General features: G+C 60.9%; 16 protein-coding genes and 2 pseudogenes. 9 read left to right on the top strand and 9 right to left on the bottom strand.

Features of this window, described 5'->3' with window-relative positions; all coding sequences use genetic code 11:
* Positions 1-162 precede the first annotated feature (162 nt).
* On the bottom strand, positions 163-3,252 hold the full coding sequence (locus T8A63_RS04285; protein WP_322345067.1) for an efflux RND transporter permease subunit: 3,090 nt from the start codon (positions 3,250-3,252) through the stop codon (positions 163-165).
* Positions 3,249-4,376, bottom strand: a complete 1,128-nt coding sequence (locus T8A63_RS04280) for an efflux RND transporter periplasmic adaptor subunit (RefSeq protein WP_322345066.1) — start codon at positions 4,374-4,376, stop codon at positions 3,249-3,251. Before T8A63_RS04280 ends, T8A63_RS04285 begins: the two co-directional genes overlap by 4 nt.
* Positions 4,377-4,729: 353 nt before the next feature.
* Between T8A63_RS04280 and T8A63_RS04275 the strand changes: the two genes are divergently transcribed.
* Positions 4,730-5,188, top strand: coding sequence for a MarR family winged helix-turn-helix transcriptional regulator (locus tag T8A63_RS04275; RefSeq protein WP_322345065.1), 459 nt, complete (start codon positions 4,730-4,732; stop codon positions 5,186-5,188).
* A gap of 19 nt (positions 5,189-5,207) precedes the next feature.
* Positions 5,208-6,344: a YHYH protein gene (locus T8A63_RS04270; RefSeq protein ID WP_322345064.1), complete on the top strand. Its 1,137-nt coding sequence runs from the start codon at positions 5,208-5,210 to the stop codon at positions 6,342-6,344.
* A 238-nt stretch (positions 6,345-6,582) separates the two neighbouring features.
* On the opposite strand, the gene T8A63_RS04265 is transcribed toward T8A63_RS04270, so the two are convergent.
* Complete coding sequence (locus T8A63_RS04265; protein WP_322345063.1) at positions 6,583-7,359, bottom strand: helix-turn-helix transcriptional regulator; 777 nt, start codon at positions 7,357-7,359, stop codon at positions 6,583-6,585.
* A 156-nt stretch (positions 7,360-7,515) separates the two neighbouring features.
* Between T8A63_RS04265 and T8A63_RS04260 the strand changes: the two genes are divergently transcribed.
* From T8A63_RS04260 to T8A63_RS04250, 3 genes are read left to right on the top strand one after another with little or no spacing between them, the layout of a single operon-like run.
* A complete protein-coding gene (locus tag T8A63_RS04260) occupies positions 7,516-8,589 on the top strand; it encodes an ABC transporter ATP-binding protein (RefSeq protein ID WP_322345062.1) in 1,074 nt (357 codons plus the stop codon).
* 3 nt (positions 8,590-8,592) lie between these two features.
* Positions 8,593-9,504, top strand: a complete 912-nt coding sequence (locus T8A63_RS04255) for an ABC transporter permease (RefSeq protein ID WP_067626922.1) — start codon at positions 8,593-8,595, stop codon at positions 9,502-9,504.
* Complete coding sequence (locus tag T8A63_RS04250; RefSeq protein WP_416153232.1) at positions 9,497-9,982, top strand: ABC transporter permease; 486 nt, start codon at positions 9,497-9,499, stop codon at positions 9,980-9,982. Before T8A63_RS04255 ends, T8A63_RS04250 begins: the two co-directional genes overlap by 8 nt.
* 186 nt (positions 9,983-10,168) lie before the next feature.
* Here the strand turns inward: T8A63_RS04250 and T8A63_RS04245 are convergent, their stop codons facing one another.
* Positions 10,169-11,524, bottom strand: a complete 1,356-nt coding sequence (locus tag T8A63_RS04245) for an IS1380-like element IS1247 family transposase (RefSeq protein WP_006473457.1) — start codon at positions 11,522-11,524, stop codon at positions 10,169-10,171.
* 95 nt (positions 11,525-11,619) lie between these two features.
* On the opposite strand from T8A63_RS04245, the pseudogene T8A63_RS04240 reads away from it, so the two are divergent.
* The 4 genes and pseudogenes from T8A63_RS04240 to T8A63_RS04225 all read left to right on the top strand — a co-directional run.
* Positions 11,620-11,976, top strand: a pseudogene (locus T8A63_RS04240) (ABC transporter permease); the annotation flags it as partial.
* A gap of 20 nt (positions 11,977-11,996) precedes the next feature.
* Positions 11,997-13,016, top strand: a complete 1,020-nt coding sequence (locus T8A63_RS04235; RefSeq protein ID WP_067626925.1) for an extracellular solute-binding protein — start codon at positions 11,997-11,999, stop codon at positions 13,014-13,016.
* Between the two features lie 76 nt (positions 13,017-13,092).
* On the top strand, positions 13,093-14,775 hold the full coding sequence (locus tag T8A63_RS04230) for an amidohydrolase (protein ID WP_067626927.1): 1,683 nt from the start codon (positions 13,093-13,095) through the stop codon (positions 14,773-14,775).
* Between the two features lie 225 nt (positions 14,776-15,000).
* A pseudogene (locus T8A63_RS04225) lies at positions 15,001-16,030 on the top strand (NAD-dependent epimerase/dehydratase family protein).
* Positions 16,031-16,039: 9 nt separating this feature from the next.
* Here T8A63_RS04225 and ptsP read toward each other — a convergent pair.
* The 5 genes from ptsP to T8A63_RS04200 form a co-directional block, all read right to left on the bottom strand.
* Positions 16,040-18,283, bottom strand: coding sequence for a phosphoenolpyruvate--protein phosphotransferase (gene ptsP, locus T8A63_RS04220; RefSeq protein ID WP_322345061.1), 2,244 nt, complete (start codon positions 18,281-18,283; stop codon positions 16,040-16,042).
* Positions 18,284-18,444: 161 nt separating this feature from the next.
* Positions 18,445-19,683, bottom strand: coding sequence for an aspartate kinase (locus tag T8A63_RS04215; protein WP_093926868.1), 1,239 nt, complete (start codon positions 19,681-19,683; stop codon positions 18,445-18,447).
* Between the two features lie 87 nt (positions 19,684-19,770).
* On the bottom strand, positions 19,771-20,415 hold the full coding sequence (locus T8A63_RS04210) for an SDR family NAD(P)-dependent oxidoreductase (protein WP_322345060.1): 645 nt from the start codon (positions 20,413-20,415) through the stop codon (positions 19,771-19,773).
* A gap of 58 nt (positions 20,416-20,473) precedes the next feature.
* Positions 20,474-20,932 (bottom strand): DUF1178 family protein, encoded by a 459-nt coding sequence (locus T8A63_RS04205; RefSeq protein WP_300054488.1) that lies wholly within the window; start codon positions 20,930-20,932, stop codon positions 20,474-20,476.
* Positions 20,933-21,026: 94 nt separating this feature from the next.
* A complete protein-coding gene (locus T8A63_RS04200) occupies positions 21,027-21,494 on the bottom strand; it encodes an NUDIX hydrolase (protein ID WP_322345059.1) in 468 nt (155 codons plus the stop codon).
* Positions 21,495-21,550: the final 56 nt, after the last annotated feature.

Below are 21,550 nucleotides of genomic sequence, written 5' to 3'. Positions count from 1 at the left end.
GGTCTCTCCTCTTTGCTTACGTCATATTTAACGTCTGCCAGAGAGATTCCCGTCGCTGGCGCGGGGCAGTTTTTCGCCGTCAGCTATGCAAGAACCGTGGACCTTGTCGCCGCTCCCAGCCTTTGCGCAGGGGAAAGCATCCGATACGCAAAGGCCGTCGCGCTACACGCTTGCGGTCGCCTCCACCTCGGCTTTCAATCTATGCGCAGACCCTCCGGGGGTCGCACCCCAGACCGTGATCCAGCGGTAGAAGATCGGCGTGAGAAACAAGGTGAACACGGTGGCAAAGCCCAAACCGCCGACGATCACCCAGCCCACGGCGATCCGGGCCTCGGCCCCCGCGCCAGAGGTCACGATCAGCGGCAGCCCCCCGAAAACAGTCGACACCATCGTCATCATCACGGGCCGGATGCGCAGGCGCAGCGCGCTTCGGATGGCGCTGTCGATGTCTTCGCCTGCTTCGCGCAGCTGATTGGCAAATTCGACGATCAGAATACCGTTCTTGGCCATGACCCCGATCAACATCACAAGGCCGATCTGGCTGTAGTAGTTCAGCGATCCGCCCGTCATCGATATCGCCAGCAATGCGGCAGCCATCCCGAAGGGCACTGTCATCATTATCACCACCGCACTGGCAAAGCTCTCGAACTGGGCGGCCAGCACCAGAAGCACCACGATCAGCGCAACCCCGAAGACCATGTAGATGCCGCCTTGGGAATCGTCGAGGGTCGCCGCCTCTCCGGTGAAGGTGATGCCCATCTCATCAGGCAAAACCTCTTCGGAGAGTGTCAGCACCCGGTCCATCGCGGTGGACAGGTCGACACCTTCGCCAAGGTTCGCCTGCATTGCGACGGACAGCGCTCCGCCCAAACGCTCGATCTGCGCGTCGCTTACCACCGTCTCGAGCGAGGCAACCGCGGACAGCGGCACATAGGCGCCACTGTCGAGGCGGATGGACATGGAGGCGATGTCAGACGGATCGTCAATCGGCGGGCCACCGGGGACGACGTTCACATCCACTTCGACATCATCCGAAAAGACGCTGACTGCCACATCGCCCTGCACCATGGCGCGCACGAGGGAGGAGACATCGGAACTGTTAAGCCCCATATCGCCAGCGGCGCTGTCGTCTATCGTGACTTCCAATTGCGCGGTCACGCTGTTGTTGGACAGTTGCGGGTTCAGAAAGGTCGCATCCTGGGCCATCGCCGCCGTGAGCCTGTCGGCGGCTTCGGTCATTTCAGCCAGATTGGTGCCAGTCACCGCGAAACTCAGCCCGCCGCCCGCGCCACGAATGTTAAGGCTGTTGGTCGACCGTGCGCTCACCTGCACGCCGGGGACCGCAGACAACTGACCACTGATCTGGGCGATCAACTCTTGCTGGGTAAAGTCACGTTCGGCCCAGTCAGGCAGGCGGACGACGATGAACGCACTGGTGCCGCCGCCGACGCCGATAATGCTTTGCACGGTCTCGATCTGCCCGCTCTCTCGATACGGGGCGAGGATGTCTTCGACCAGCGCGACCTGCGTATCGAGGTAATCAATCGTCGTGTCCGATGCACCGCGCGCCTGTACGAGAAAGAAGCCACGGTCTTCCTCTGGCGTGACGGTGGAAGGCAGGGTCAACGCGGCCCCCATGGCGATCATGGCAAAGCCGATGGCGATCGACAGCACCAGCAGCGGCGTGCGGATGGCGAAATCCATCACCCAGTCAAAGCCGCGCGCCAATGCGCCCGGCGTGGCGGCTTCTGCGTCGCCCAAGGTCTTGCCCGGGTCCAAAAGAGCCGACAGGACAGGCGCAAGGGTGAGCGCCGTGATCGACGACAGGGTAACGGCAAAGGCCAGCACAAAGCCGAATTCAGAAAAGACGCCCCCCGCCTGCCCCGGCAGGAAGGAAATCGGAATGAAAACGGCGGCAAGCGTGGCGGTGGTGGAGATCACGGCAAAGAATACCTCGTTCGTGCCCGAAGCCGCGGCGGCGAAAGCCCCCATGCCGGACTTGCGCTTGCGCACGATATTCTCGACCACGACGATGGCATCATCGACAACCATCCCCGTTGCCAATACCAGCGCCAAAAGGCTGATCGTATTCATGGAAAACCCCGTAAGCCAGATCGCCGCAAGCGTCCCGATCAAAGCCACAGGGATCGTAACCGCAGGGATCAACGTGGCCCGTGGGGAGCGCAGGAACAGGAAAATCACGACCACCACAATGCCGGTCGCCAAAAGGATGGATTTGACGACCTCGTTGATCGACCCTTCTATGAAGATACCGTCGTTCGAAGTGACCAGCAGTTGCACACCCTCGGGCAGTTGCGCCTGCAATTCCTCGACTGCGGTGCCCACATCGCGCGAGATTTCCAGCGTGTTGCCCACCGATTGCCGGGTGATATCAAGACCAATCGCCGTCTCCCCATTCACACGGGTATAGACGCTGGCGTCTTCGGGGATCAGTTGCACAAACGCGATATCGGCGACTTGGGTCGTATCATTGATGGGCAGTTGGTTGATGGTCTCAACGGTGACATCCTTGCTGCCGACCCTGAGCGAAAGGGTCTGCGTTTCGCTGGAAAGCGATCCCAGAGCGGTGTCGTCGCGCAGCTGCGCAAGTGCTGTGGAGACGTCAAAGATGGTCAGCCCCCGGCTCAGCAATGACGGCATGTTCACCGCCACGCGGAACTCATTGGCACGGTCCCCGCGCAGGGTCACCTCGGCAATGCCATCGATCAGCGAAAGCCGTTCATAGACCGCCCCTTCGGCAAGTTGGGTCAGCGTGTCGAGGCTGGCATCGCCCAGCAGCGCAAGGCGAATGATCGCGTCGGCATTGCTGTCGCTTTTGCTGACGCTGGGGTCTTCGATGTCGTCGGGCAAGGACCGCAAGGCCCCCGATACGATCTCGCGCGCCTCATTGGCGGCGACGTTGACGTCGGTGCCATCCGAGAGGTCGATGGTGATCCGGCTCGACCCCATGCTTGACGTGGATTCGATATAGGACATGCCATCAAGCGCGCTGAGCGCGTCTTCGAGGACTTGTGTCACTTCGGTGTCTACCGTGCTGGGGACGGCGCCATCGTAGTCGGTTCTGACAGAAAGCACGGGCCGGTCCACGTCCGGCATCTCGCGAATATCGACACTGCTGAAGGCCGCCAGCCCTGCGATGATAATCAGCAGGTTCAGCACGATCCCGAAGATGGGCCGCGCCACGAAAATATCCGCAAGACCGGCCTTGTGCGCTCTTTTCTCGAAACTCATGCGTCTGGCCCCCCGCGCGCGCCAGCCGCGGTAACCTGCGCGCCTTCGCGCAGCTTCGCCGCGCCTTCGGCCACGATCTGCGCGCCCAGGGGGGCTTCGGTTTCGACCCAGACCTGATCACCCTCGCGGTAGCGGATGGTGACAGGGACGCGGGCGGTGCTGCCCTCATCGGCGACCCAGATCCCCGCGCCGCTGCGGTCCCACGTGATGGCGGTTGCAGGCACAACGGGCAGCGGGTCGGTCTCTTCGGTCATGCGGATGGCAAAGGTCATGCCGGCAAGCAGCAGCCCCTCGGGGTTCTCGATCTCGGCCTCCACCGTCGCACTGCGGGTCACGCTGTCGAGACGACTGTCAAAGGCGGTGATCGTCCCCTCGAAAATGCGCCCCGCATAGGTCGGCGTGGAGACGAGAACCGGTTTACCCTCGGCCAAAAGACCGATGGAGCGTTCTGGCACTTCGAATGTGGCAAGCAGGCGGGTGGTGTCGTCGATGGTCACGATGGCCTCCCCGCTCGACAAGCGATCGCCCAGACTAATATCGCTCAGCCCCAAACGGCCAGAGATCGGCGCTTTGATCGTGCGGTCATCCAGCGCCACTAGGGCCAACCCCACATTGGCTTCGGCCAAGCGCAAGGCGACCCGCGCCTCGGAAAGGCTTACGTCGGTAACCACGGAACTGCCATTGCTGCGCAGCCCCTCATAGCGGGTCACGGTGTCCTGCGCCTGATCGCGGTTGGCCTCGGCAATCTCTAGTGCCAACCGCTCGGTGCGGTCGTCCAGTTTCAGCAAGACATCGCCCTTTTCCACCATCGTATTGGCGGCAAGCGCGGTTTCGACCACTTCGCCCGCATCGGTTGCGGTCACTTCCGTTTGACGAAGCGAGACCGCGCTGCCAACCGTGCGCAGGACGAGCGTATATGCGCGCGTCTCCAGCGGTGTCAGCACAACGGTTGTCGCCCGTCCTTGCCCGCCGCGCCGCCCGGCCCGCGCGTTCTGAGGCGCATCATCCGTCTGGGTGACACTGCCGCCCCAAAGCTGCGCAACCTCATCGGGCACGCCGAATGCGATGCCATATGCGCCTGCAATGATGACGATGGAGACGACGGCGTAGATTAATCTTTTCAAAGTCTTCAGGCTCCTGAAAGGCGCTGTGGGAGAAAGTTTCATGGCCTTGCCAAACCGCCCCCCATGTCAGAACAACCCGGCCTCGAACGAAGGCGTGGCTGAGCGATTTAAACAGTGGCGAGCGGTGCGAAATTGGGTGTTGGAAAGGTCCCTGCGATACATGTGCTTCTTCTCAAACGGAGGACGAAGAATATTCCGTCGCAAAAATATTGCCGCTTCAATGAAAAATGTCGGCTCCCTTCAACCCGTGGGCCAAACTCCCCATGCGCGGCGTTCACGTCAACTGCTCCTTTCTTCGGCTCGGCCATGCCCGATCTTGCCTTTCGTAGTTAATTAGCCTACTAACTGTTAGCATGCGGTTCGACACAGTAAAATTACATTATCTGCTCCATGCAGCCACTTTGGTGGAGGAAAAGCTGCGCCACCGACTTTCTGAAATCGGCATATCGCCCCGTCAGGCCCGCGTGATCGACGCACTTGCCCGAATGGGCGCCGTTTCGCAAATCGCCCTCGCCCGCGAGTTCGCCGTTACACCCGCCAGCATGAGCACCATGACCGGGCGGCTGATCGCGGCAGACATCATCACCCGCAAAGTCGATCCGACCGAAGTGCGCAGCAATATCGTGGAACTGACACCGCGCGGGCGCGCGTTGCTGGCAGATGTCCATGCCGCTTGGCGCGATATCGACACGCTGATCGCTGAGACACTGGGCGCGGAGGATGCCGCCGCGCACGCCACGCTCAATCGCCGCCTCCGAGACCGCCTCGGCGGCAAGGTGCCCGGCTTGGCGTCCGACAACACTCACAAGTAACGAGTCAGGAGACCCAGCGATGAGATTTCTACGTTCCTGCGCAATCTGCGCAGTTTTCACACCGGCAGCCGCGTTTGCGCACCCCGACGCGCATTCGGTGGCGGATGCCGCGCTGGTCAGCCCCGCCGAGATCGTGGATTGCACGCTTGAGACCGGAGAGGCTGCACAATGCGCGCGCTATGTGGTGAAATATCTGCCCGACGACCTTGAGATCGGTCCGTTCTGTCCGGCGACCTTGGAGGACAAGGGCGGCATTTGGCACTGGGACGGCGAGGAGGCGGGGCTCTACCGGATTGACGGCGATTTCCTGCGGATGCTGGACGCGCAGGGCTACACCTTCTTCAACGCAGACGGAGAGGTCTATTCCTTTGACATTCGCATCGCAGGGCCGACCGAGGCGCATGAGTGCATCCAAGGTTCGGTCGATCCCGATGTCGAGATGACGGTCCTCATTCCGACGAACCCGGTGATGGCGGATGAGCCGACCAGCCTTGGCACCGTTGCAAAGGTCGGCATCGGGTTGGACGGCGTCCCGATCTTCGCCGACGCCCCTTCGGTGCTGGAATCCGGGCATATGCCCGCGCTTGATACCTGCGGCGGCCATGTCGACCCGGGCGGCTGGTACCACTGGCATGCGACCGCCACGGATATGAACGCGATCTATGACTCCGAAGGTGTCGATGCGGAATGTGTGAACGTCGCTCAGGATCAGACGGCACAGTTTGGCTTTGCGTTTGACGGGTTCGCGATGTTTGGCCCGCTGAACCACGACGGTTCTCTTCCCGATGATCTGGATGAATGCGGCGGCCATGTCGGCCTGACCGAAGCGGACGGAGAAGCCGAGTATCACTATCACGCGGGCAACACCTTTCCGAACCTGCCTGCCTGTCTGGCAGGCGTGGTCGCGCAGAACAACTTCGCGACCAATGCGGCAAACGGCATTGGGTCTGCGAATGCTAGCGGTGGTCCCGGCGGGCCGGGCAGAGGCCCTGACTTTGACGCGATTGCCGAGACCCTCAACGTGAATGCCGAAACCCTGAGACAGGCCATGGAAGACGCAGGCGGGCGTGGCGCCGATCTGGCCAAGGTCGCAGAGGCTTTGGGGGTCGATGAAGACGCCCTGCGCGCAGCCATGCCCGCGCCTCCGCAACAGTGATGGCAGGCAGGGTCTGAGCTATCAACCCAGACCTTGCGTGTCTGGCCCTGCCCCCGCTCGGGGGCGGTGGCGAACAGGTGAGGGCTGGTCAGTCGGCTTAGCAGATGTGGAACGCCCGCCCTGCGGGGTCACTGGTTGCGCATCCGCGCTTCGAATACTGGCGCGTCAAAGTATCACCATCGCCGCTCAACCCGCGCATTTCGAACGCCCCGCCCAGAGCCATCGGGTCGAAGACCAACTACAACAGATGCTTGAACACGCCGAAGAGTTCGCGCTGTGTTGAGATGACGAGCTTGCGGTAAAGGTTCCGACGATGGACCTTGCAGGTTTCCGTCGCGATATTGAGCAGTTTCGCGGCGGAGGCATTCGAATGGCCCTGCAGCACCAGTCCCGCGATCTGCGCCTCCCGCAGGGTTAGACCGATGCTCAGGCGATCCGCAGCATGGCTTCTGATCGCATCGGACAGCGGGGGGCGGGCCGTTCCGGGCTGGTCGACGGGGGCCGGGGCCACGGCATTGCAATGCTGCGCCAGAAGCTCCAGCAACAAAGGCGCATAGCTTTCCACGCTGCGAAGCTCACTGCGCCGAAATGGCCCCTGCCTATCCCGCCTGCTCAGCGACAGATGCGCAACGCCGCCATCCTGTAGCGGGATGAGCAGTCCAACCTCGTCACAAAGCCCGGTGCCCCGGTAATATTGCAGATAATATTCGCTGGAAAAGAACCGGTCCGGCGCGATGTCGGCCAAACGAAACAGCCCACCCTCCTTCGGCAGGCTGCGATACAGATAGAAGGGGTCAAAGGCATAGCTGCTCTCCATATAGCCTTCGAGAGGTCGCCCGATCAATTTGCCCGGCTCGATCCAGTGATCCAGCAGCAAGGGCGGTTGGTCCGCATCAAAGCGCAACATCAAGAAGGTGCCGAAGGCGATGCGGGTGCTGAAAAAGGTCTTATAGGCCTCGAAAAAAGATGGGCTGCCGACGGCCCGAAGCGCATCGCGCAATTGCTCAATCGCCAAATTTGTCAGCCTATCGCCCAAAAATACTCCAAAATCTGATCAAAATCTCAAGAACACTACCCCACAAGGGGTATATTCACCAATTACTATTGGCGCAATCATGCAAGGCAAGTTTTGCTCAAAACCAAGAACCGAATTGGGCGATCAGGGGGAATGATGACCAAGGCAATCACCGCACAGGCGCTGCGCAAAGTGTATCCCGGCAACCCGCCGGTCGAAGCGCTCGCGAGTATCGACCTCGAAATTCAGGACAACGAATTCTTTACGCTGCTGGGCCCTTCGGGCTGCGGCAAGACGACCTTGCTGCGACTGATCGCGGGGTTTGAGCATCCCACATCCGGCAGGCTGGACATGTTCGGGAAAAGCCTGCTCGCGTTGCCCCCCTACAAACGCCCCATCAATACCGTCTTTCAAAACTACGCCCTGTTTCCTCATATGACCGTGGCCGAGAACATCGGCTTTGGCTTGCAAATGCTCGGCACGCCCAAATCCGCGATCAACTCGACCGTGGACGAGATGATGGAACTTGTGCAGATGACCCAGATGGCGGATCGACAGACCAGCCAGATCTCCGGCGGGCAACAGCAGCGCGTCGCCCTCGCCCGCGCTCTGGCGCCACGGCCCAAGATCCTGCTGCTGGATGAACCGCTGAGCGCCTTGGACTTCAAACTGCGCAAGAAAATGCAACTGGAGCTAAAACGGCTTCAGACCGAAACCGGCATCACCTTTATCTTCGTGACCCACGACCAAGAAGAGGCGCTGACCATGTCGGATCGCATCGCGGTCATGTCCAACGGCGCGGTGCGTCAGGTCGGACGCCCACGCGAGATTTACGACCGTCCTGCAGACCGGTTCGTGGCGGATTTCATCGGCGATACCAACTTCTTACCGGCTGAAATCATTGGCCGCGAGGGTGAGAGCGCTCAGTTGCGTCTGCCTTCAGGCAAGCTTGTGCAGGCCCATGCGAATGAAGCCGCCACGGGCCGGGTCACGCTGGCCCTGCGACCGGAACATGCGGAATTGACCTCCGAAGCAGATGGGCTTTTGGCCGGGAGCCTGCGCGAGGTGGTCTATTTCGGGACCGATACGCATTTTCACGTCGGCCTCGACGATGGCAGCGAATTTGTCCTGCGCCAACAAAATGGCCCCACGGTCACACATTCCTATGTGACGGGCGATCGGGTTGGGGTGTCCTTCCCCGCCGGTGCCGCTCAGGTTCTGAGGGACTGACCCATGGCAGAGCTTTCAAACACCGTAGCAAAACGCGCCGCCCGAAACCGCTGGCTGCTGCTGACGCCCGCGCTGATCATCCTGATCTTTGCCGCCAGCGGGCCGCTGCTGATCACGCTGTTCTATTCCTTCCTCACCCCCGGCGACTATGGCGGGGTGGTCTGGGATTTCTCGACCGATGCGTGGTTTGGCGTGCTGATGCAGCGCGATATTTTCGACGACACATTGGGCTGGTCGGATGCCCATCTCAGCATCTTTTGGCGGTCGCTCAAATTGTCGATCCTGACAACGCTCGCCTGTTTGTTCTTTGGTTTCCCCACGGCTTACTTCATCGCCACACGGCCGAAAAAGCAGCGCGAATTCTGGATGTTGCTGATCATCATCCCCTTTTGGACGAACCTGCTGATCCGCACCTTCGCCATTCTGGAATTGATCCGCAACGAGGGCACCGTGAACTCAATCCTCATCGCGCTTGGTATCATTGATGAGCCGATCCAGATGCTTTTCACCGAGTTTTCGATCATTCTGGGCATGGTCTATGTCTATCTGCCGCTGATGGTTCTGCCGATCTATGCCTCGCTTGAGCGGTTGGATTTCCGGCTGGTTGAAGCAGGATATGACCTTTACGCCACCCGCTTTCACGTGCTGCGCCGGGTGATCTTGCCGCTGGTGAAACCGGGGGTGATCGCGGGGTCGATCCTTGTGCTGGTGCCCTCGCTGGGGGCCTATGTCACGCCGCGCGTCATGGGCGGTGGCAATCAATTGATGATCGGCAATCTGATCGAATTGCAATTCGGACAGGGGCGCAACTGGCCCTTGGGCGCGGCGCTGTCGATCACGCTGCTGGCTATCGTGATGGTGGCGCTGCTGGCCTATGTCCGCGCCGCAGGAAATGAGGAGGTGCAGCATGGCTAATCGCGGGTTCGACATTCGCAAGCTTACGGGCTTTTCCAGCATCGCGATGGCGTGTTTTTTCATGCTCTACATGCCGATCATCCTGCTGGTGGTCTATTCCTTCAACGCGGGCACCTCCATCGCGATCTGGGAGGGATTTTCGTGGCGGTGGTACGCCTCGGCTTGGGACAACGAAATGGTCCAAGAGGCCACGGTGCGCAGCCTTATCATCGCGGTCTCTGCCGCGGCCATCTCAACCAGTGTCGCTGTGCTTGCAGCCCTCGGCACCACCCGCACAGGCAAGTTTCGGGGGCAGACCACGGTCTTTGCGCTGATCCACCAACCGCTCATGGTGCCCGAGATTGTCACGGCAGTGGCGCTGCTGATCTTCTTTGCCTCGATCAAGGTCGTGACGGGCTATACTGGGCTGATGTATCTGATCATCGCGCATTCGGCCTTTTGCACCTGCATTCCCCAGGTGGCGTGTCGTTTGAGGTGAAGATCGCCTGTATCCGATCGCTAGACAAGGATTTTCTGCCGCAAGCGGCACCTGCGGTCGCGCAGACTGCTGGATCTGGACGGATCAGACCGCGAAGCCGCTGTTTCCTTGCCCAGGGGCGGCGTTTTTCAGCGCAGCGGACAGATCTGTCCAGCCGCTTTCGTTCAGTTTGAGCGTGGATCGCGATCATGCGCATAGCGGTGGCGCTCGCAATCGGCGGATAGCGGCGAGGATGGCGCGTACCATCGTGCCGGTGACAGCGACCTCGGCCAGCTGGAAGGTGATGGTGCGGGCGTGACGGACCACACGTGCCCCGATCTTGATCAGCTTCAGTTGCAGGCTGGTCAACGACCAGTCGGCCATGGCTTCGGGCAGCTCGATGCAGCGCAAGAAGGTGGCCAGGTTGTACGCCAGGGCGTGCAGTTGCAGCCGCACCTCATTGTCGCGGAACTTCCGGCACGACAGCCGCGTCCAGCGAAAGGCGTATTTGCCCTCTTTGATGTGCTGCTCGGCGGTGCCGCGCTGGTTGTAGAACCGCACCACCCAGTCCGGCTCCATCGGCAGGTTGGTGACGATGAAGCCGACACGCGGGAACAGTTCGCCCGGATGCCATTCGATCTTGGCGATCACCCGGCGTTCCTTGTCCCAGGACGCCGCCTGATACTCGAATTCCTCGAAGAACCGCTTGACCTTGGTCAGTGACGGCCGCCCGACAGGGCGCGTTAGCCGATGCGCGATCTTGTCCTTGAGGACCGCGTTTGCGGGCAGCCGGATGGCGTAGAAGAACCGCGCTTCTTCCAATCGCTCATAGATCGCCGGGATCGCGTAGGCAGCATCGGCCCGGAAGAACCTGCCACCAAGGTCGCGCTCCGCGTAGCGCGCAATGACGGGGTCGAGAACATCACGCCAGCCATCGGCGCTGTGGACGTTGCCATGGCGCAGGGCGCAGCGTTCCAGCATCCCGAACTGGTTGAACAGAAAGTTGGGGTGATAGCAGCTACAGTCGAAATGGCCATTCCAGGCGGACCCTTCCTGGTCGCCATGGGTCGGGCTGACCGAGCTGTCCATGTCCAGAACGATGTACTTCAGCCCGTTACGGTCATGGAACCGGTCGATCCATTGCCCGTTCAGGTCGGCCAGCGCGGCACGGTTCCCGGCCAGAGCCAGCGTCTCGGTCTCGAACCGTCCCATCTGCGATGCCGAGGCCGCTTGTGCATCGACCGCTCTGCCGCCGACAACTTGGCGCATGACCGGATCGCAGGCGAGACGGTTGGCGTCGTTGACATCCTCGTATCCGGCCAGCCGCCCAAAGACTGATTGCCGGAACAGGCCGTCGAGCCGATGGACCGTGTTCTTGCCAGAGCGAGTATCGCGCAGCGCCGCTGACGCCAAATCGGACAACCCGAGCGCGTCATCAAGCTCGCGCATCACCAGAAGGCCGCCGTCGGAACTGAGCTGCGTGCCGCGAAATTCCAGCCGCACGCGAGGGTCGAAATCCACCCGATCTGCCCGTTGCAAGCCCGCACCCTCTGGGTGATCCATGAAACGCGCCCCTCGCAGCCTTCAACACCATGTTTTATATAGGAAATATAATGGTCAGGACAGCGAAATCAGCGCCTTACTTGGGAAATGTGGGTTGCATTCCCTTTGCCTATCTTCCGATCCGCGCACGGCTTCAAGGCATGGACCTGACCCTCGAACAGGCGGGGGCGGACCTCTATGGCACGCCGTTTCAGGTTTTCCGCCATGTGACCCTGCCCCAGCTTTGGCCGGGCATCCTCGCCGGGGCGATGCTGGCCTTTGTCATCAGCCTTGATGACGTGGTCATTACCGAATTTGTGAAATCCGCCGGGCAGGACACCCTGCCGACCTATATGCTGGGCCAACTACGGCGGGTGGTGACACCTGAGATCAATGCGATTTCAACTGTTCTGTTGATGATCTCGGTGACGATGGTGATCGCCTATACCCTGCTCAGCAAAGTCAAAAAATAATTAACCAACGGGAGCTAGACATGAAAAAGACACTGACGGCACTCACGCTCATCCTCGCGGGGCCTGCCATGGCCGAAGGCGAGTTGAACATTTACAACTGGGGCAACTACACCAGCCCCGACATGATCGAGAAGTTCGAGAAAGAGACCGGCATCAAGGTCACCATCACGGACTATGACAGCAACGATACGGCACTGGCCAAGATCAAAGCGGGCGGTCACGGCTTTGACATCGTCGTGCCCTCGGGCACCTATGTCCCGATTTTCGTGGGCGAAGGGCTGCTGATGGAAAGCAAGCCCAACGAGATGGAGAACTTCAAGAACATGGACCCGCAGTGGGTCGATGTGGAATTCGATCCGGGCCGCAATTACACCGTGCCATGGCAGTGGGGGACCGTCGGGGTGACGGTGAACACCGCGGTCTATGATGGCGACATCAATACCGCCGCCGTGATCTTTGACCCGCCAGAAGAGCTGAAGGGCAAGATCAACGTAGTGCCCGAGATGAACGATGTCATGGGCATGGCGATCCACTTTGCGGGCGGTGAGCAATGCACAGCCGACAAGGAAATGCTGAAAAAAGTCCGCGACATCCTGCGTGAGGCCAAGCCAAATTGGTTGTCGATGGACTACGGCAATATCGAGAAATACGCCAAGGGTGACCTCGCCGCCGGGGTGAACTGGAACGGCGCATCCTTCCGAGCGCGCAACCAGAACCCCGACATCGCCTTCGGCTACCCGCAAGAGGGCTACCCGGTCTGGATGGACAATGCCGCGATTTTGGCGGACGCGCAGAACGTCGAAGAAGCCAAGACCTTCCTCAACTTCATCATGGACCCGGAGAACGCCGCGATGCTGTCGGAGTTCGCCCGCTATGCCAACGGCATCAAGGGCTCAGAGGCGTTCATGCCAGAAGACATGAAGTCCGCGCCCGAAGTGGTCGTGCCCGAAGACCTGAAAAGCGCCGCCTATGTCGCCAAGGTCTGCCCGCCCGAGGCGCAAAAGCTCTATACCGCGATCTGGACCGACCTTCAGAAATAACGCGCGCTTTGTTCGATAAACACATTGCGTCCCGGCCATCGGTCGGGGCGCGCATCGCAATAAGGACCCTAAGACCATGCCGGCAGATATTGTCATTCACAACGGCGCGCTGATCACCTTTGACCCGGATCAGCCCCAAGCCAGCGCTTTGGCCATCACCGGTAATAAGATCTCGGCGGTCGGATCGGATGCTCAGATCACGGTGCTGATCGGCCCAGACACCAAGGTGATCGATGCGCAGGGCGGCACGGTGCTGCCGGGCTTTATCGACAGCCACGTGCATCTCTTTGGCGGGTCCGTCGAACTGGAATATCTCAACCTCTATGGCCTCACCGGGCTGGAGGAAATGCGCCGCGCGATCCTGCCCTATGCCGAGGCAAACCCAGACGATAAAATGCTGTTCTGCGTCATGGCAGACTACGGCATTTTGGGCACCGGCAAAACCCTCACCCGGCATGACCTTGATGCCATCCTGCCCGACCGCCCGCTCGCCATGTTCGCCCCCGACCACCACACGGTCTGGGCCAACACCGCCGCGTTGAAGGCGGCAGGGCTCTTGCAAGGCGGCAAGGTCGATGCAGGTTCTGAAATCGTGATGGGGGAAGATGGGCTTGCCAATGGGGAGTTGCTTGAGCCCGGCGCCTATAGCCCGATCCTATCGCTCACCCGCTATGGCGGCCGCGATATGTTGGGCCTTACCGCCGGTCGCGACCCCGAGCCGCCCGCCACACCTGCGCAGCGCGCGATGGACAAGGACGTTATCGCACGCGGGCTGGCCCATTGCGCCGCGCAGGGCATTACCGGCCTGCATCTGATGGATGGCAACCGCTATCAGCTTGAACTTCTCTCTGAGTTGGAGGCCGAGGGCCGCCTGCTCTGCCGCTGTCATGTGCCCTTTCACCTCAAAGGCACCGACCCTGTCGCGCGTTTGACCCGCGAAGCCCCTGCTCTGCGCGATGACTTTCAAGGGGATAAGGTCCGCTGTAGTCACGTCAAAATGTTCATCGACGGGGTGATCGAAAGCGGGACCGCACTGATGCTGCAGCCCTATCCGGGGGAGATGGGCAAAGACGGCAATTGCGGCGATGAGGTTTTCACCCAAGAGCATTTCGTCGCCGCCTGTGTCGAAGCGGATCGTCTAGGGTTTCAGATCGCTGTTCATGCCATCGGGGATGCCGCCGTGCGGCGAACGATCGACGCCTATGAGGCCGCCCAAAACGCGAATGAAAAACGCGACAGCCGCCACCGGATCGAACATATCGAAGTGATCCACCCCGATGACATTCCCCGGCTCGCAGATCTGGGCATCGTCGCCTCCCTCCAGCCCGGCCACGCGCCCCGGGGCCATGTTTTTCCGCCCTCTGGCGTCGGGGACTATATCCGCCCCGAACAGATCGAAGGGGCCTATGCGTGGCAAACCATTCGTGACACCGGGGCCCGGGTGATTTTCTCAACCGATTGGCCGGTCATCCCGGTGGATGTGATGTCCACGCTCAAGGCGGCCATCACGCCGCTGGACCTCGGCGGCGATTGGCCGGATCAGACCCAGACCCTCAAAGACACCCTCGCAAGCTATACCCTCGACAACGCTTGGGCAGAGTTTGCCGAAGATACACGCGGACGGTTGAAAGAAGGCATGGACGCCGACATTGCCGTTCTAAGCCATGATCTGACCCGATGGCCCGCCGAAACGATTACCGACGTGAATGCAATCACCGCCATCATGGACGGTCAGATCACGTTTCAGCGCGCGCGCTGATTTAAATCCTCGCGCGTCCCCTTGCCCTCTGATCGCGCAGCCCGCGAACCGTTTTGCCTTGCCGGGGCTTGATTGACGCCCCGCCAGCAAGTGCTTTGCCGTTTTCTATGCCAAGTTTAACCAAATTTTCAGCATTCACAGCCCAACCTTGATCGGGACATGGGAAAGGCAACACAAGCCGCAGGCTCAATGGGCCCGGCATGCCGCATGAGCGAGGATGCCAGAATGGACAGCACGCAGAGGATACTGGTCACCGGCACGGGCGGTTTCATCGGCTTTCACCTTGCCCGCCTGCTGCTGGCCGAAGGCGCGCGGGTGCAGGGCTATGACGGGATGACCGATTACTACGACGTCGCCTTGAAACAACGCCGCCACGCGATGCTGCTTCAGCATGAGCATTTCACGACCAAAGAGGCGCTGCTGGAAGACCGCGAAACCTTCGATGCGCTGGCCGATGACTTTCAGCCAGACATGATCGTCCACCTCGCGGCGCAAGCGGGCGTGCGTCACAGCATCGACCACCCCCGCGCCTTTCTCGACGCCAATATCACCGGCACTTTCAACGTGATGGAAGCCGCGCGACGGCTTGAGGTCAAACATCTGCTCATGGCCTCATCCTCTTCGATCTACGGGGCCAATACCGATATGCCCTTTGGCGAAACCGGGGCCACCGACCGGCCCCTGTCGATCTACGCCGCCACGAAAAAGGCGAATGAGGGGATGGCCCATGCCTATGCCCATCTGTGGAACCTGCCGACGACGATGTTTCGCTTTTTCACCGTTTACGGGCCTTGGGGGCGCCCCGACCTTGCCTTGAGCAAATTCGTCGATGCGATCCTCGATCCTCGATGGGCGTCCGATCGATATCTACAATCACGGCGAGATGTACCGCGATTTCACCTGTGTCGATGATCTAGTGCGCGGCATCCGTCTGCTGATGGATTGCGTTCCGCCCCAACCGGGCAGCGCGCCGCCGCCGCCGGAATGGGATTCGCTCTCCCCCGCAGCACCCTACCGGGTGGTAAATATCGGCAATTCCGAAAAGGTCCGCCTGCTTGATTTCGTCGAAGCGATCGAAGCCGCGCTCGGCAAGCGCGCGATCCGCAATTACATGGGCATGCAGATGGGCGACGCCCCGGCCACATGGGCCGATGCGACGCTGCTGCACCGGCTTACCGGCTATCGCCCGCAAACCGACATTCACGAAGGCATCGCGCGTTTCGTCGCTTGGTTTCGCGACTATCACAGCAAATAGTTGCGGGCCTTAATGCTGGTGCTGCTGACGCACGTAGTCCATCACCGCGCCTCTTACCGACATCTCACCTCGCTCGCGCGCCGCGTGGATAACCTCGCGCACGTCATCAAGGTTGCAGCGCCGCAGCAGGCTTTTGACCGGGCCGATTGAGGCCGGGCGCATCGACAGGGTCTTGAGCCCAATGGCCGCGAAACACAGCGCCTCGACCGGGCGGCCCGCATCCTCACCGCAGAAAGACAGTGCCGTATCGGTTTCGGCGCAGCGTTCTACGATACCTTCAAGGAAGGTCAGGAAAGAAACGTTCAGCGTGTCATAGCGCCGCCGCACACGCTCGTTCTCACGGTCAGCGGCGAAAAAGAACTGTTTCAGATCGTTGCCCCCGATCGATAGGAACTCGACCTCTTCAAAGAATTTCTTTGGGGCAAAGGCGAGGCTAGGCGTCTCAAGCATGGCGCCGACTTCCAGCTTTTCGGGCAACACATGGCCCAAGATACGCTCGCGCTCCATTGCCTTGTCGACCTCGGCGCGGGCGGCGCGGAACTCCTCGAACTGGGCGATAAAGGGAAACATCACCGCCAGCGGGCGGCCCGCAGCGGCGCGGATCAGGGCTTGCAACTGCATGCGCATGACACCGGGTTTGTCCAGTCCCACCCGGATCGCGCGCCAGCCCAAAGCCGGGTTCGGCTCATCATGAGGCTTCATATAGGGCAGCACCTTGTCCGAGCCGATGTCGAGCGTGCGAAACACCACGCGGCGGCCATGCGCGGCATCAAGCACGCGCGCGTAAAGCGCCGCAAGCTCGGTCCGGCGGGGCATCTGATTGCGCACCAGAAACTGCAACTCTGTGCGGAACAGCCCCACGCCCTCGGCCCCCGACCCTTCGAGTGAGGGCAGATCGGCCATCAACCCCGCGTTCATCTGCAGGCTGATGATCCGCCCGCATTTCGTCTCAGCCGGTTTATCGCGGATCGAGGCATAGCGTTCCTGCGCCGCCGCCTGCATCGCGATCTTGTCACGAAAGGCCGTGGCCACGGTATCGTCGGGCCGCAGATGCACCACGCCCTGTTCCCCATCCACCATGATGTGATCGCCATTCAGCGCATCATTGGTGATGCGGCTCGCGTGAACGATCAGCGGAATCGCCAGCGCCCGCGCCACAATAGCCGCGTGTGACCCGACAGAGCCGCCCTCCAACACGATACCGCGCAGCGTCCGCCCATAGTCCAGCAATTCCGCCGGGCCAATATTGCGCGCCACAAGGATCGGATCGACCGGCATCTCGGCTCCGGTATCACTGCCCTGCCCCGTCAGATGACGCAGCAAACGGTTCGACAGATCATCCAGATCCGACAACCGCTCCCGCAGATAAGCGTCATTGACCTGCCCCAGACGGGCGCGGGCCATGGATTGTTCTTTCTCGACCGCAGCCTCGGCGCTCAGCCCGCTTTGAATATCCTCCACCATGCGCCGCATCCAGCCTTTGGAATTGGCGAACATGCGGTAGGCTTCAAGCACCTGTTGCTGCTCTTTGTCGGCGGTAAGGCTTAACAATTGGTCAACGCTGACGCGCAATTGCTCGACCGCTTCGGTCAGGCGCTCAGTCTCGCGTTCCGGGTCATCGGCGATGGGGTTGGATACCACCACCCGCGGCTCATGCAGCCAGACATGGCCCTCGGCCACGCCCTCCTGCCCCACGGTGCCGCGCAGCAGCACCGGCTGGCTGTGCCGCGCTGACATCGCCGCCCCCTCGCCGACAAAGGCTCCAAGCTCGGCCATTTCGGCCAGCACCATGGCCACGACCTCAAGCGCGTAAACCTCATCCGCCGAAAATTCCCGCGCCTGTTTGGACTGCACGACCAGCACGCCAAGCGTCTCACCCAACCGCTGGATCGGCACGCCGAGGAACGAAGAATAAATCTCCTCCCCCGTCTCTGGCATGAAACGGAAACCGGCAGCCTGCGGCGCATCGGGCGTGTTGATCACCGTGCGGCGCTTAGCCACGCACCCCACCAGACCTTCGCCCAGTTTCATACGGGTTTCATGCACCGCCGCCTCGTTCAGACCTTCGGTGGCACAAAGCTCAAGCGTGTCTTCATCACGGAACAGATAGATCGAGCAGACTTCGCAGCCCATGGAGTTGGCGATCAACTGGGTGATCTTATCCAGCCGCGCTTGGCCCGCCACATCACTGGCCATCGCATCGCGCAGCCGCCCCAGCAGCTTCCGGCTTTCTGTTTCAACCCGTTCGGCCATATGATCTGGTCCCTGTCCCTCTGGATCAGGGTTTAGCGCACTCGCGCAAGGATAGAAATGCTATTCGCGACATACCCTGCATCCTCTGCCAGCATATCGGCGGGATGCTGCAGTTTTACGCAAGGCGCAACCTCGCGTAAAACCCATTTGATCGCAGAGGCTTAAGCGGCTTTATCCAGCTCGAAAGCATCATGAAGCGCCTGCACGGCCAGCTCCATATACTTGCGGTCAATCAACACGCTGATCTTGATCTCGGAGGTGGTGATAACCTTGATGTTGATCCCCTCATCCGAGAGCACCTTGAACATCTTGGCGGCCACGCCGGTGTGGCTGCGCATGCCGATGCCGACCACGGACACTTTGGCCACACCCTTGTCGGCGATCAACTCTTGGTAGTTGATGATGCCCTCTTCATGGGCTTTCTCCATCGCCTTTTCCGCGCGGATCACCTGATCGACGGGGCAGGACCACGTCATATCGGTGCGGCCTTCTTCGGCGATGTTTTGGACGATCATGTCGACGTTCACGCCACCTTCGCTGAGCGCGGTAAAGATCGTCGCGGCGATGCCGGGGCGGTCTGCCACGGACACCAAGGTCATCTTTGCCTCATCACGGGAAAACGCGACCCCGGCCACCACATTGCTTTCCATGATTTCCTCCTCATCGCAGACGAGCGTCCCGGCATCGTCAGATTGTTCTTCGAAACTGCTCAGCACGCGCAGTTTAACCTTGTAGCGCATCGCCAGTTCGACCGACCGGGTCTGCAAAACCTTCGCCCCGAGAGAGGCCAGTTCCAGCATCTCTTCAAAGGAGATCTTGTCAAGTTTGCGGGCCTTAGATTCCACCCGCGGGTCGGTGGTGTAAACACCGTCCACATCGGTGTAGATATCGCAGCGCTCCGCATCAAAGGCGGCAGCAAAGGCCACGGCGGTCGTGTCAGACCCGCCCCGGCCGAGCGTCGTGATCCGACCCTGCGGGCTAATGCCTTGGAAACCTGCGACCACGGCGACCTTCATGCCTTCGCCGAACTTGGCGTTGATGTTGTCGGTGGGGATCTCTTCGATTCGCGCGGCGGAATGGGCATCGGTGGTGCGCACCGGCACCTGCCAGCCCTGCCACGAGCGTGCGGGCACGTCCATTTCCTGCAAGGTCAGCGCCATCAGGCCCGCGGTGACATTCTCCCCACTCGATACGATGGCGTCATATTCGCGCGCATCATAAAGCGGCGAGGTCTCATTGACGAAGCCCACCAGCTTATTCGTCTCGCCCGACATGGCCGAAACGATGACGATCACGTCATAGCCTTTGGCAACCTCGACGCCGACGCGCTTTGCCGCGCGGCGGATACGGTCCAAAGTGGCGACCGAAGTCCCACCGAATTTCATAACCAGAACAGGCATATTGTCCCCCGCGCAACAGTCCAGCGCGGTCTAAGCCCACGGCACGGCAAGGGCAAGCCTATTTAACATGACGTTATGTCGAGTGCCCTAGAACGGATGCGCCCGGCCATCCCATGTCTCAAACGCGCCGGTCTGAGCAAGATCCAGCGCGGCAATCCGTTTAGCAAGGCCTTGCGCAGACTCCGTGACGCTGATCTCGCCCTGATCGCCGCCCATATCCGTGCGCACCCAGCCGGGATGGTAAATCCCCACCGCGATGCCCTCGGGCTTTAGGTCCACCGCCAGATTGCGCCCCAGATTGATCACCGCCGCCTTGGAGGCACGGTAGATATAGCTGCCGCCCGGTGCCCGCGTCTGCGACCCCATCTGCGAGGCGATGATCGCAATTTTCGCGCCCTTTGCCGCGCGCAGGTTCGGCAGGAGCGATTGCACCGTCAGAAAAACCCCGGTCACATTGGTCGCGAAACTCTGCGCCCAAAGGTCGGGGCCAAAGCCGGTATCCAAGTCATCGCCCTTGTCCAGATAGACGCCCGCATTGCAGATCAGCAGGTCCAGTGGTCGGCCTTGCAAGTTTGCGGCAAAAGCGGCGTGGCTTGCCGGGTCGGTCACATCCAACACGGCCCCTGCCCCCGCGCTGCGGGCGGTGCCGATCACCTCTTCGCCTGCATCTTTATACTGTGCGGCCAGCGTCGCGCCGATGCCGCGGCTCGCGCCGGTGATCACAATGGTCATGGAGGGTCCTTTATCAGAATGGGCCTTTACCAGAATGCGCCTTTGCGAGAATGCGCCTTCAGGAAAGTTGGCGTTTGGGTTTGAACGGCAGGGGCATCAACGGTACGCCTTCTTCGACCAAGGCGCGGGCCTGATCCAGCCGCGCTTCGCCATAGATCGCACGTTCGGGCGTGCGCCCTGCGTGCATGTCGCGCGCTTCCCGAACGAAATTCTTGCCAACATAGTCCGAGGTCGCCTCAACCTTGTTGCGCAGCGCGGTCAGCGCTTTTTCCACATCGCTCGCCGGTTTGGACAAAGCCGGCGCGGGCTTCTCCGCAGGCTGCGGTTTCTCGACCGCTTCGGGGGCGCACTCGCCCGACGTCACCCGCGGGGCCATCAGCGATTTGCGCACCTCCGCCGACCCACAGACCGCACAGCTCAGATGGCCCCCGCGGGCGAGGCTGTCAAAGGCTGCCGCCGATTGGAACCAACTGTCGAAACCATGCCCGGCCTCGCATTTCAACGCATAACGGATCATTCGCCCGGTCCTTGAACTCTCAATTCTAAATGGGCTGCCGCAGGAACGAGGTCAAGACAGGCGGGATCGGCCCGCACGTGCCATTGTCGCGCAATCAGCCCGCCAGACCGCCGCTGCGCGGATCGAAATCGCGGATCAACCGCGCCAGATCGGGCGCATCCACCAGCCGCGCAGCTTTCCGGCGCGAGCACCACAGCCGCCTGCGCTGTCCCTTCTCGGGGAACTGTTTCGCCAATGTCTTGACCTTGACCGGGTACAGCATCGCCAAACAGGGCACTGTCCCGTCCCCCCCTGTTTTGGCATAGCTATAAACGCCCAGACATTGCCCGCGCACCTGCCCCACAACGCCGCCTTCCTCCCATGCCTCGACCAGAGCCGAGGCGGCGGGGGTTTTACCGTCCATCGGCCAGCCCTTGGGAATGATCCAACGCTTGCTGCCGCGCGAGGTAATCAGCAAGATCTGCAACTTGCCACGTTTACGACGCCAGCAAAGTGCTGCAAATTGAATGCGCAGATCGTCCTTTTGTCCGCCGTTCAGCGATATCGGTGCCTGTGTCGTCATCCGTCGCAGCCGCGCCCTCTGGCTGGTTGTTTTCGCCTTCACCCTAGCGCGGCAAT

Source organism: Sulfitobacter sp. OXR-159 (assembly GCF_034377145.1).
Classification (GTDB): Bacteria; Pseudomonadota; Alphaproteobacteria; order Rhodobacterales; family Rhodobacteraceae; genus Sulfitobacter.
The sequence above is the reverse complement of the archived record's forward strand: the minus strand, read 5'-3'. Positions and strand labels throughout refer to the sequence as shown.

Coding starts and splice junctions, on each gene's coding strand:
- T8A63_RS04285 (WP_322345067.1), bottom strand. CDS start 3,252: ATGAGTTTCGAGAAAAGAGCGCACAAGGCCGGTCTTGCGGATATTTTC.
- T8A63_RS04275 (WP_322345065.1), top strand. CDS start 4,730: ATGCGGTTCGACACAGTAAAATTACATTATCTGCTCCATGCAGCCACT.
- T8A63_RS04270 (WP_322345064.1), top strand. CDS start 5,208: ATGAGATTTCTACGTTCCTGCGCAATCTGCGCAGTTTTCACACCGGCA.
- T8A63_RS04260 (WP_322345062.1), top strand. CDS start 7,516: ATGACCAAGGCAATCACCGCACAGGCGCTGCGCAAAGTGTATCCCGGC.
- T8A63_RS04255 (WP_067626922.1), top strand. CDS start 8,593: ATGGCAGAGCTTTCAAACACCGTAGCAAAACGCGCCGCCCGAAACCGC.
- T8A63_RS04250 (WP_416153232.1), top strand. CDS start 9,497: ATGGCTAATCGCGGGTTCGACATTCGCAAGCTTACGGGCTTTTCCAGC.
- T8A63_RS04245 (WP_006473457.1), bottom strand. CDS start 11,524: ATGGATCACCCAGAGGGTGCGGGCTTGCAACGGGCAGATCGGGTGGAT.
- T8A63_RS04235 (WP_067626925.1), top strand. CDS start 11,997: ATGAAAAAGACACTGACGGCACTCACGCTCATCCTCGCGGGGCCTGCC.
- T8A63_RS04230 (WP_067626927.1), top strand. CDS start 13,093: ATGCCGGCAGATATTGTCATTCACAACGGCGCGCTGATCACCTTTGAC.
- ptsP (WP_322345061.1), bottom strand. CDS start 18,283: ATGGCCGAACGGGTTGAAACAGAAAGCCGGAAGCTGCTGGGGCGGCTG.
- T8A63_RS04215 (WP_093926868.1), bottom strand. CDS start 19,683: ATGCCTGTTCTGGTTATGAAATTCGGTGGGACTTCGGTCGCCACTTTG.
- T8A63_RS04210 (WP_322345060.1), bottom strand. CDS start 20,415: ATGACCATTGTGATCACCGGCGCGAGCCGCGGCATCGGCGCGACGCTG.
- T8A63_RS04205 (WP_300054488.1), bottom strand. CDS start 20,932: ATGATCCGTTATGCGTTGAAATGCGAGGCCGGGCATGGTTTCGACAGT.
- T8A63_RS04200 (WP_322345059.1), bottom strand. CDS start 21,494: ATGACGACACAGGCACCGATATCGCTGAACGGCGGACAAAAGGACGAT.